Origin of the sequence: Cobetia sp. L2A1, from assembly GCF_009796845.1 — a bacterium.
Taxonomy (GTDB): Bacteria; Pseudomonadota; Gammaproteobacteria; order Pseudomonadales; family Halomonadaceae; genus Cobetia.
Genome location: NZ_CP047025.1, coordinates 3,378,086 through 3,389,628, shown reverse-complemented (window position 1 = coordinate 3,389,628; position 11,543 = coordinate 3,378,086). Strand labels below are relative to the sequence as shown.

Genomic DNA, 11,543 nt, shown 5'->3' with positions numbered 1-11,543 from the left:
TCAGGCCCACATCTTGAGGGTGTCTCAGGCCCGTGCGCCATGAGGCTTTGGGAGGTAGCGATGCATATTGGCTTGTTGCAATGCGATGACGTGAACCCGGCATTGATCGAGCGTCACGGCAACTACCCAGCCATGTTCGAGACGCTGCTCAAGCGGGTGGATCCGTCGATTCGCCTCAGTGTGTGGCGGTGTCTGGAGGGCGAGTTGCCGGATGACGTTTCCGCCTGTGATGGCTGGCTGACCACCGGTTCGCAGTGCGGGGTCAATGATGGTCTCGACTGGGTTGAGGGGCTGTGTGGGTTCGTGCGGCAGGTGCACGCGGCGCAGATACCACTGGTGGGTATCTGCTTTGGCCATCAGTTGATCGCCAAGGCGCTGGGTGGTCGCGTGGAGCAGCATGCGCGTGGCTGGGGCGTCGGCCTGTCGTTCAACCGCGTGCGAGAGCAGCGCCCGTGGATGCAGCCGGCCCAGTCGGGGCTGGACTTGGTCGTCAGTCATCAGGATCAGGTGGCAGAGCTGCCCGAGGGCGCTCAGGTACTCGCCGACAGCAGCTTCTGTGCTTACTACCTGCTGGAAGTCGGCAGCTGTCTGGGGGTGCAGGGACATCCGGAATTCAGTCCCGGCTACTCGCGTGATCTGATGCAGCTGCGGCGTGAGCGTATCGGCGAGCATCGCGTACGCGAGGGCGAGGCCTCATTGAGCGTCGAGCCAGACAGCGTGGTGATGACGCATTGGCTGCTGGCCTTCATGCGGTATTGGCAAGACAGGATGTCTGTCGCTTGAGTCTGTTGCTCGATACCTCCACGCGACGTATCTGACGTACTGACAGTCTTGACGGTAGCGGCTCTTGTCTCGAGATACCGCGGTTTTTACGCAGTTTCTTGTACAGCTTCTACATGTTCGCTCGCCTCAGCCGCTATACTGGGCAGCATGAGACGCAAGACGCCATCTCGCGGAACAGCGGGGTGGCGTCTTGCGTTGGGTATTCTGCGTGGCAGGCATCACACTGTTGCCTGCCACGCATCCCCACCGGCAGTCGAGGGTCTGTAGAATTCCGCTGCCGAGGTGTTGCCTGAGCTGATGGACATGCTGTGCGTCGTCGGTTTCCTGACACCGATGCTCAGCAGCTCGATAGTCTCGATATGCGCTTTGATGCATGCCCGATGACATCGTCATCGAGGTATGACCGTTTTGTCCCCCATGTCTGTCCGGGTACATCTCTGACTGCGAAAAGTGTCGCGGACGATGTGGCTGCCTGATTTCACGTTTTTGTTTCACGCTCCTGAGGAGAAGCCCCTTGGCCAACTTTACTCTGAACGGCAAGGCCGTCAGTCTCGAGGTCGACCCGCAAACCCCACTACTGTGGGTGCTGCGCGAGCATCTCGGTCTGACCGGAACCAAGTTCGGTTGCGGCATTGCCCAGTGTGGCGCCTGTACCGTGCATCTTAACGGCACTGCGGCGCGCACCTGCGTACTGCCGGTGCTGGCGGCCGAAGGTGGCGATATCGTCACCATCGAGGGGCTGGCCGACAACGACGATCATCCGCTCCAGCAGGCCTGGGTCGAAGAGCAGGTGCCGCAATGCGGTTACTGCCAGTCCGGTCAGATCATGCAGGCCGCCGACTTTCTCAAGCACACGCCGAACCCCACCGATGAACAGGTGACCGCCGCCATGGCCGGCAACCTGTGTCGCTGCATGGCCTACGTGCGTATCCACCGTGCCGTGAAGCGTGCCGCCAACATCGCCAATGAACGTGCCACTGCTCAGACGAGCGGTCAGCAGACCGACGCCACGGCGGCGACTGCCGGTGTGGGCAGCTTTGATCCGCGTGCTACCGCCTCTGTCGATGAGAGCGCTATCCGTTCTACCGCCGAGGAGTCGTCTCATGGCAAGGTTTGAAGATACGCTGGCCAAGCACCAGCGCGAACAGGCTGCAGCGCAGCACAAGCCGGGCCAGAGCGGTATCACGCGGCGTGGTTTCCTGATTGGTAGCGTAGCCGGTTCCGCGATGATGGCCTTCGGTGTTTCCGGCGTATCCTGGGCGGCAGCCAGTACCGGGAACTCGACCAGCGAGACGCTGGCGGCAGGTGGCTTCGAGCCGACCATGTGGTATGCCATCGCCATCGACGGCACCGTCACCGTGCACATCACCAAGGCCGAGATGGGGCAGCACGTCGCGACCAGTTTGGCGCGCCTGGTGGTCGAGGAGCTTGAAGCCGATCTGGCGTCCGTGGAAGTCGAATATGTCGATAGCGACCCCAAGTGGGGCTACATGATCACCGGCGGCAGCTGGTCGGTGAATCATAGCTATCAGCCGCTATCGCAAGCCGGCGCTGCGGGGCGTTTCGCACTGATTGAAGCGGGTGCCAAGCAGATGGGTGTGTCCGTCGATAGCTGCAAGGCACGCAAGGGCCGTGTCATCAGCGGCGAGCAGTCACTGGGTTACGGTGAGATCATTGCTGCAGGACTGGAGCGCAGCTTCTCGGAAGATGAGCTTGCAGCCATTGAGCTCAAGCCGGCATCTGAGCGTCGGGTGCTGGGCACCAAGGGCAATGCGCTGGACGTACCCGCCAAGACCAACGGCCAGGCGGTCTACGGCATCGATTACACCCTGCCTGCCGATGTGGAAGCGCGTGTCGGCAAGACATTGCATGCGCGCCCGGTCATGCCACCGAGTCGCTTTGGCTGCAAGGTCACGGCCGTGGATGACAGTGAGGCTCAGAAGGTCATCGGCTATCGTCAGACCATCGAGCTCAAGGACCCGTCCGGTATCTGTCAGGGCTGGCTGGCCGTCATCGCCGATAATTTCTCGGCGGCCATGCGTGCCACTGATCTGCTCAAGGTCGAGTGGAGCAAGGGCGATAGCTACCATATCGATGAGACGATGATGCAGGACGAGGGCCAGCGTCTGGTCAGCGCGCCGAGTCGTGACAATGGCTCGTTGCTGGTAGACCAGGGCGACCCTGCGCCTTTTATCAAAGGGGCTGTCACCACGGTGGACTCCACCTTCACCACGTCCAGCGTATTGCACTTCACGTTGGAGCCGGCCAATGCGCTGGCCTACGAAGAGGATGGCCATTGGCACATCCACTGCGGCAATCAGCAGCAGTCCCAGCTGACGGCACTGGTCACCAAGGCACTGGAGCTGGACGACGGCAAGGTCACCCATCATCAGCTGTATCTGGGGGGGGGGTTCGGGCGCCGCCTGCATGGTGATTACGCAGTACCAGCAGCGCTGGCGGCCAAGGCAATGGGACGCCCGGTGAAGATGATCTTCACGCGCGCTGACGATAGCCGTTTCGACTGTGTGCGTTCACCGTCGGTGCAGCGTCTGCGTTCCGGCCTCGATGCCAACGGGCGTGTCGTGGCATCCGAGCATGCCGCGGCGGCTGGCTGGCCGACGGCGGCGCTGATACCGGCCTTCCTGGCAGAAGCCATCGAAGGCGGCGGCAAGCTGGACTCCTTCTCCATCAGCGGCGCCGATCACTGGTACAACGTCGGCACCCAACGGGTGTGGGCACAGCAGAACAAGACGGTCCATGACGCCTTCATCCCGGGCTATTTGCGCTCCGTCGCGCCGGGCTGGACGCTGTGGGCGGTCGAACAGCACATCGACGAACTGGCGCAAGCCGCGAAGCAGGACCCGGCCGAATTCCGCCTTTCGCTGTTGGATGCTGAAGGCCGCAACGCTGGCAAGGCACCGGTCAGTACCGGTGGTGCCGAGCGACTGCGCGCGGTGCTCACGCGCGTGATGGAAAAGTCAGGTTGGAGCGAGCGTGACAACCTGCCCGCCGACACGGGAATGGGCGTGGCGCTGAGCTTCGGTCAGGAGCGTAGCATGCCGACCTGGGTCGCCTGCGTGGCGCGCGTGAAGGTGGATCGCGCCTCTGGCGAGGTCAAGCTCGAGAAACTGACGACGGTGGTCGATGCCGGCACGCTGGCGCATCCCGACGGTGCCATGGCTCAGCTCGAGGGTTCGTTGCTGTGGGGTGTCTCGATGGCCCTTCACGAAGGTACCGAATATCGCGACGGTGGCCCAGTCGCGCAGAATCTGGGTGCCTACCAGCCGCTGCGCATGCATCAGGTGCCGCAGATGGATCTCGAATTCGTCGACAGCACCGAGATGCCGGTCGGCCTTGGCGAGCCGGGCACCACGGTGGTGGCACCGGCAGTCGCCAATGCCATCCAGCACGCGGTGGGTGTGCGTCTGCGTGATTTGCCGATGCGTCCCGCAGCCCTCAAGGCGGCGCTCAGCGACGTCTGATCGCGTCTGACGCCCGCAATAGCATTGCCCGCCACCCCGAGATACTCCGGGCTGGCGGGTTTTCTGTCTTTTGAGACGGGGTATTCTTCTGACATGAGAGATTCCCGATGCAGCATCTAGATCTTGAAGTGATCTGTCAGGCGATCGAGTGGCTGGAATCCTCGGCGTCCGAAACGGGGGCCTGTGCGCCAAGCAGTGAGCCAATCTGGCTGTGTACTGTCCTGGCTACCTTCGGCTCCTCGCCGCGGGAGCCCGGCGCCTGGCTGGTGGCGCGCGGTGAGGGACTGCATCGTGGCTCACTGTCGGGTGGGTGCGTCGAGGACGACTTTCTCGCACGTCTCGCCAAAGGTGAATTCACCGCCGCCGCTCAGGTCATCCGCTACGGTGAGGGAGGGCATCAGGGCGCGAGTATCGAGTTGCCCTGTGGGGGTCTGCTTGAGGTGCTGGTCGAGCGTTTCACGGCCTGCGAAGACGACATTGCCCATCTGAAGGCGCTGCGAGCTACACTCGAAGGCCAGACCCCGCGTCTGCGTCATGTCATTCTCGGCGAGACGTCACGCCGTGCGCTGGAAGAGGACAGTGGGCTGGGCGAGCGAGTTGAGCGACTGAACGACGCCAACGGGCAGGCGAGCGGCTATCAGCTGCGGGTCGGTCCCGTGGCGCGGCTGCTGTTGGCGGGCTTGTCGCCGGTGGCGGAAGCCTGCGCCGCCTTTGCGGTCAGCCTCGGGTTCGAGGTCATCATCTGCGAGCCGCGTGAGGAAATGCTGGCGAGCTGGGATGCACGCAATGCCCCCTTGACCGGTGTCAGGCTGCGTCGTGAACTACCGTCACGCTTCATCGCTGCCGGTGGCTGCCATGCGGCGACTGCCGTGGTGGCACTGACCCATGACCCGCGCATTGATGACCTGGCGATGATCGAGGCCGTGCGCCAGCCGGCTTTCTACGTCGGGGTGATGGGATCGCTGCGCACCTCGCAGGCGCGTGCGGCGCGTCTGGCCCGCAGCGGTGGCCTGAATGATGGAGAGATCAGCCGTATCGTGATGCCGATCGGGCTGAATCTGGGTAGCAAGACACCCGCCGAGATCGCCCTGGCGGTGATGGCCGATATCGTGCGCATACGTCGTGGCCGTGAGCGTCACGCACTGTGAGCCCCCCCATTGTCGAGACGGCCGATAGCGTGGTGCTGGTGATGGCAGCGGGACAGAGCCGTCGTTTCGGCAGCGACAAGCGCCTTGCTCGCTTGCCGAGTGGCCTGGGCTCAAGGGGTACGAGCTTGCTCACGGCGACGCTGGCGCGCGTCATGTCTCTCGAGATGCCGTGGCGATTGATACTGCGCGAAGACGATGATGTGAAGGCATTGTTGGGAGAGCGGTTTTCTCGCATTCATGCATCGAGTGTCTGGCGTGCGCCACATGCTGTACTGGGATTGGGCGCAAGTGTGGGAGATGCCTTTCGACAGTTGGCAGAAGATGACTCACTGGCGCATATACCGTCGGCAACGGTATGGCTGGCGGACATGCCGGCGGTGGCGGCAACGACGGTGCAGACATTGCAGGCTCACGCGAGTGAGGAGCGCATCGTGCGACCGGTATTTGAGGGCGCTCCTGGCCATCCGGTAGTGTTCGGGCGGCGCTTCTGGCCTGAACTGGCCATGCTTGAATGTGGAGATGGGGCGCGAGAGGTGGTTGCCTGTCACCGTGACTGCCTTCATGAGGTGGCTGTCTGTGATGCTGGCATTCATCGTGACGTCGATACGCCTGCAATGCTGGCGGGGCTTTACGAATAGCGACCGCACGCATGTCTTCAATGTGAGCAGCCTTGCTGCGAGCAGTCTCAACAAAAAATGCCCTGTCACGATGAAGTGACAGGGCATTTTTCGTCTAGCGTCGAACATGGCGAGTCATCAACGACAGATGAGCTAGATCATGCGCACGTCCAGCAACTGGATACGTTGAATGCGTGGTTCGCCCCAGCTCAGGTCGAGCACCCATTCGGCATCGAAGTGAGTGTGCAACAGGCTGCCATCACGCAGTACGGCACGATGCTCACCGCCCATGCGCAGCGTCGCGCAGTTCAGACTATCGCGCTGCGCTCGCACCCATCCGAGGCCATGGCTGTTGACCAGCAGGTCACCACGACGCTGTTCCCAGTTGGCCAGGAAGTCGCTGCTGGACAGTGATTCATCCAGCAATTGAATGCAGGCGTCATCGCTGAGCAGTTCAGCCAGTTCCACGGACGGCGCCAGGCGATTGAGCAGGGAGAACCAGCGGTGAGCGAAGTTCTCGAGTTCAGCCTCAAGGGCCAGATCATTGAAGGCATCGGCGTACATGGCACCTGCTCCCGAGTGTTGGGGAAAGAATGATTGGCATTATGCCGAGTGCCAGTCATGAGAAATATCCCGTGACTGGCATGGCAGTGTTGCCAGTGAGTCGTCATCAGAGCAGCTGTTGCTCCGATGACGTCCGTGTCTGAAGGCAATGAACCGCTACTCAGTCGTCACCTTGGTGTCAGTAGTGACTCCCTCATCAGCATTGCCCTGACTCTCTGTACGTCTCTCGACCATCTTTCGGATGCCGACATAGAACAGTGGCGTCAACAACAGTCCGAAGAACGTGACGCCGATCATGCCGGAGAACACCGCCACCCCCATTGCCTTGCGCATCTCGCTGCCTGCGCCAGACGCGAGTACCAGCGGAATCACACCGGCAGTAAAGGCAACCGATGTCATCAGGATGGGGCGTAAACGCAGACGACAGGCCGTCAATACGGCGTCCAAACGGCTATGGCCTTCATGCTGCTGCTCACGGGCGAACTCGACCAGCAGGATGGCGTTCTTGCAGGCCAGCGCCACCAATACGATCAACCCGATCCGTGTGAAGATGTTGTTGTCGCCCTCCGTCAGCCAGACGCCTGCCAGCGCTGACAGCAACGTCATCGGCACGATCAGGATGATTGCCAGCGGCAGTGACCAGCTCTCGTACTGGGCGGCCAGCACCAGGAACACCAGCAGCACCACCAGCGGGAAGATGTAGATCATGGTGTTGCCGGCCAACACCTGCTGGTAGGTCACTTCTGTCCATTCGTAGCCGATACCCTGTGGCAGGTTGCTGGCCAGCACCTTCTCCATCGCGGTCTTGGCCTGATCAGTCGAGATGCCCGGTGCCGGTGAGCCATTGATGTCCGCACTGATATAGGTGTTGTAGTGCATCACGCGGTCCGGCCCAGTGGTCGGCGTGATCTGGACGAAGCTGCCCAGCGGGATCATGCGACCGTTTTCACTACGTACCTTGAGGTTGCGGATATCGTCCGGGTCGAGGCGCGCACTGGCGTCTGCCTGGGCACGCACCTGATAGGTACGTCCGAAGCGGTTGAAGTCGTTGACGTACAGCGAGCCCATGTAGATCTGCAGCGTCTCGAAGGCGCGTTCCAATGGGATGCCCATGATCATCGCCTGCTCGCGGTCGATATCAATGTCGAACTGCGGCACTTGGATACGGAAACTGGAGTAGACGCTATTCAGACTCGGGTCGGCGTTGCCTTTGGCAGTAATGGTCTGCACGGCACCAAACAGCGCTTCGAAGCCCTTGTTGCCACGGTCTTCCAGCTGCAGCTTGAAGCCACCGGTGGTACCTAGCCCCAGAATCGGCGGTGGTGGGAACACGGCCACGAAAGCTTCATCGATGCCCGAGAACTTGCGGTTCAGCTCGGCGGCGATGGCCTGTGCGGAAAGCTCCGGTGACTGGCGGTCTTCGAAGCTGTCCAGTGGCGTGAAGACAATGCCCGAGTTGGACGTGTTGACGAAGCCGTTCACCGATAGGCCCGGGAAGGCGACAGTGTGTGCCACGCCTGGTGTTTCCAGTGCCAGTTTCTGCATTTCGGCGACGACTTCACTGGTGCGGTCGAGACTGGCGGCGTCCGGTAATTGGGCCATGGCAACCAGATATTGCTTGTCTTGCCCCGGAATGAAACCGCCAGGCACGCTATCGAACAGCTTGCCGGTGGCGCCGAGCAGCACGACGTAGAGCAGGCCAACCACGAGGCCGAAGCGCAGCAGTTTCTTGATCAGACCAGTGTAGCCGTTGGACATGGCATTGAAGGCACGGTTGAACGGAGCAAACAGCCAGCGCCCGAACAGGCCATCGATGGCACGAGTCAACCAGTCAGGCTTGCTGCCGTGGGGCTTGAGCAACAGGGCGGCCAGTGCCGGTGACAGCGTCAGTGAGTTGAAGGCCGAGATAATCGTCGAGATGGTGATGGTCAATGCGAACTGCTTGTAGAACTGGCCGCTCAGGCCGCTGATGAAGGCGGTCGGCACGAACACCGCCGTCAGCACCAGGGCGATGGCGATTATCGGGCCGGTCACCTCGCGCATGGCGATCTGGGTGGCCTCGATTGGGGCGTGTCCCAGCTCGATGTTTCGCTCGACGTTCTCCACCACCACGATGGCGTCATCGACCACGATACCGATGGCGAGCACCAGGCCGAACAGCGACAACGTATTGATGGAGACGCCCATCAGCTGCATGACTGCAAAGGTCCCGATCAGTGAAACCGGTACGGCGATCAGCGGGATGATCGAGGCACGCCAGGTCTGCAGGAACAGGATCACCACGATCACGACCAGCAGGATGGCTTCAAACAGGGTGTCGATGACCGCCTCGATGGAGCCGCGCACGAAGACGGTCGGGTCGTAGACGATGTCGTAGCTGACGCCTTGCGGAAAGTCCTCGGACAGCTCGCTCATGCGGGCGCGTACGGAATCCGATAGCGCGATGGCATTGGAGCCGGGGCGCTGGAAGATGGGCATCGCCACGGCGTCCTTGCCGTCCAGCTGGGCACGCAGTGAATAGCTGTCGGCACCGAGTTCGACACGTGCCACGTCGCCGAGGCGGGTGATGCGGCCATTATCATCGACGCGGATGACGATATCCTGGAACTCATCGACGCTTTCCAGACGGCCACGCACATTGAGCAGACGCTGGAACTGGTTGGCATTCGGAGAAGGTTGCGCACCGAGTGAACCGGCGGCGACCTGCTGGTTCTGGGCGCGTAGCGAGCTGATTACGTCACCGGCAGACAGGCCGCGAGCGGCCACGGCGTCCGGGTCCAGCCACACGCGCATGGCGTATTCGCCAGCACCGAACAGGCGGGCATCGCCGACACCATCGAGACGGGCGAGATTGTCCTGGATGTTGAGACGCGCGTAGTTGGAGAGCCACAGTTGGTCATAGCGGCCGTCCGGCGATGTCAGGTGAACCACCATCGTCAGGTTCGGCGAGGCCTTCTCGGTGGTGATGCCCAGCTGCTGAACTTCCTGAGGCAGACGAGGCGTGGCTCGCGTGACACGGTTTTGCACCTGTACCTGTGCCTTGTCGAGATCGGTGCCCAGCGCGAAGGTCACGGTCAACGTCAGATTGCCGTCAGCGGTCGCCTGGGAGTCCATATACAGCATGCTTTCGACGCCGGTTATCTCCTGCTCCAGCGGCGTAGCGACGGTGCCACCGATGACTTCCGGGTTGGCACCCGGATAGTTGGCGCGCACCACCACGGTCGGTGGCACGACTTCGGGATATTCAGAAATCGGTAGCTGAAACAACGACAGCATTCCCGAGATCACGATCAGAATTGACAGTACCGCGGCAAAGACCGGCCGCTTGATGAAGAAGCTGGAAATGTTCACGTACGGCCTCCAGCAGCTTGGCGATCAGCCTCAGCCAGTGGAGCAGCATCCTGATCGTTGCTCTTGTTGACTTTCTTTGCTCCGCTCATCTCGAGGCGTGCAATACGCTCAGCGAGTGCCTTGAGCTCACCGTCATCTTCCATCTCGATGAGCTTGGGTGTGATCGGCATGCCCGGGCCTGCCTTGGCGGGGCCGCTCGCCAATACACGATCGCCCGCAGCCAACCCATCAATGACGGCGCGCAGCGGGCCAAAGCGTGGGCCAGTGGTGATGCCACGGTAGGCCAAGGTGTCGTCCTTGCCCACTACCAGCACGAATTCACGATCCAGATCAGTCCCGATGGCACGTTCCGGAATCAGCACAGCCTCATGAATTTCAGGCGATGCGATGCGCAGGCGGGCAAAGGCGCCCGGGCGCAGTGCAGGACTATCAGCATTGAAGGTAGCGCCGACGCGCAGGGTACCGGTGTCGGTATCTACGCTATTGTCGATGAAATCGAGTTTGCCGTAGTAAGGGAAATCATCCTGCCCCGCCAGCTGCAGTTCCACCGGCAGATGATCACCGGCAGCGACGTTGGCGAAGTCACGATTCCAGGTCAGCTCGCTGATGTCGACATAGGCATCCAGCTGACGAGTTTCCACCAGCGTGGTCAATATACTCTGCCCGGCTTCTACGATATTGCCGCGCGTGATGCGCGCATCTGACAGACGGCCATCGATGGGGGCACGAATCAGCGCGTAGTCTAGATCCAGGCGTGCGCGAGCCAGCTGGGCCTGAGCAGCCTTGAGCTGAGCATTGAGACCAGCGGCATTGGAGCTGCGGGAATCAGCTTCTTCGCGGGAAATCAGGTTGCGCTTGACCAGACTGGCGGCACGACCGGATTCACTGCGGGCATTGGTCAGCAGGGCTTGGCTACGTGTGACTTCTGCCTCGAGACGCATGACCTCGGCCTCGAAGGGACGCTTGTCGAGGCGTACCAACGGTGTGCCAGCAGTGACCTGGCTACCTTCAGTGAACAGCACTTCTTCCACTTCACCGCTGACACGCGGGCGCAGCTGGACGTTCTGTGGCGATTCCAGGCGCGTGGTGTAGGTGTGCCAAGCCGCGACGGACTGTGCCTTGGCAGCGACCACTTCCATGGGCGGCGGAGTTTGTTGAGCGCTAGCCGCTTCTTCGTTCTTGCCGTCACTGCAGGCACTGAGCGCCAATAGGCCACCGAGAGTCAGCAGCAGGGAAGAGGCGATACGAGGAAGGCGCGCCGGACGTGAGTTCAGTCTCGACATGGAAATCTACCGTTGCAGGGAGGGATGGTAGGGGATCCTAGAGAGCTGGACGGTTCGGGATAAGTCCCCTTGGACACACTGCTTTGGTTCTAAATTTGCACCAATTGTGCAGGGCGAGTGTTTTTTATCTGCGACAGGCAGAGCCCTGCTCGTTGATGGCGTTCTATATCGCGTTGCTTCAATGGTGGACCTGTCCGGAATTAAGACCCTGACTCAACGCAAAAACCCCGCGGCGAAGGCCGGCGGGGCTTGTTGTCTTGCATGGCACCTAAACATCAGAGAGGGAAACGCACTACTCGATATTGAGGTTTTACG

At 61.3% G+C, this 11,543-nt stretch carries 8 protein-coding genes; 5 read left to right on the top strand and 3 right to left on the bottom strand.

Features of this window, described 5'->3' with window-relative positions; all coding sequences use genetic code 11:
- Positions 1 to 60 precede the first annotated feature (60 nt).
- The 5 genes from GQR90_RS14450 to GQR90_RS14430 all read left to right on the top strand — a co-directional run bounded on the left by GQR90_RS14450 (position 61) and on the right by GQR90_RS14430 (position 6,051).
- Positions 61 to 783, top strand: a complete 723-nt coding sequence (locus tag GQR90_RS14450) for a glutamine amidotransferase-related protein (protein WP_158774720.1) — start codon at positions 61 to 63, stop codon at positions 781 to 783.
- A 514-nt stretch (positions 784 to 1,297) separates the two neighbouring features.
- A complete protein-coding gene (locus GQR90_RS14445; RefSeq protein WP_158774719.1) occupies positions 1,298 to 1,900 on the top strand; it encodes a (2Fe-2S)-binding protein in 603 nt (200 codons plus the stop codon).
- Positions 1,887 to 4,265: a xanthine dehydrogenase family protein molybdopterin-binding subunit gene (locus GQR90_RS14440; protein ID WP_158774718.1), complete on the top strand. Its 2,379-nt coding sequence runs from the start codon at positions 1,887 to 1,889 to the stop codon at positions 4,263 to 4,265. The genes GQR90_RS14445 and GQR90_RS14440 overlap by 14 nt, the downstream gene beginning before the upstream one ends.
- A gap of 107 nt (positions 4,266 to 4,372) precedes the next feature.
- Positions 4,373 to 5,413, top strand: coding sequence for an XdhC family protein (locus tag GQR90_RS14435; protein WP_158774717.1), 1,041 nt, complete (start codon positions 4,373 to 4,375; stop codon positions 5,411 to 5,413).
- Positions 5,410 to 6,051: a nucleotidyltransferase family protein gene (locus tag GQR90_RS14430; protein WP_158774716.1), complete on the top strand. Its 642-nt coding sequence runs from the start codon at positions 5,410 to 5,412 to the stop codon at positions 6,049 to 6,051. Before GQR90_RS14435 ends, GQR90_RS14430 begins: the two co-directional genes overlap by 4 nt.
- A 132-nt stretch (positions 6,052 to 6,183) precedes the next feature.
- Here GQR90_RS14430 and GQR90_RS14425 read toward each other — a convergent pair whose 3' ends face one another.
- The 3 genes from GQR90_RS14425 to GQR90_RS14415 all read right to left on the bottom strand — a co-directional run bounded on the left by GQR90_RS14425 (position 6,184) and on the right by GQR90_RS14415 (position 11,228).
- A complete protein-coding gene (locus GQR90_RS14425; protein ID WP_158774715.1) occupies positions 6,184 to 6,594 on the bottom strand; it encodes a hypothetical protein in 411 nt (136 codons plus the stop codon).
- A gap of 156 nt (positions 6,595 to 6,750) precedes the next feature.
- Positions 6,751 to 9,945: an efflux RND transporter permease subunit gene (locus GQR90_RS14420; RefSeq protein ID WP_158774714.1), complete on the bottom strand. Its 3,195-nt coding sequence runs from the start codon at positions 9,943 to 9,945 to the stop codon at positions 6,751 to 6,753.
- The gene (locus GQR90_RS14415; RefSeq protein ID WP_158774713.1) at positions 9,942 to 11,228 is read right to left on the bottom strand and encodes an efflux RND transporter periplasmic adaptor subunit; all 1,287 of its coding nucleotides are present in this window, start codon (positions 11,226 to 11,228) and stop codon (positions 9,942 to 9,944) included. The genes GQR90_RS14420 and GQR90_RS14415 overlap by 4 nt, the downstream gene beginning before the upstream one ends.
- Positions 11,229 to 11,543: the final 315 nt, after the last annotated feature.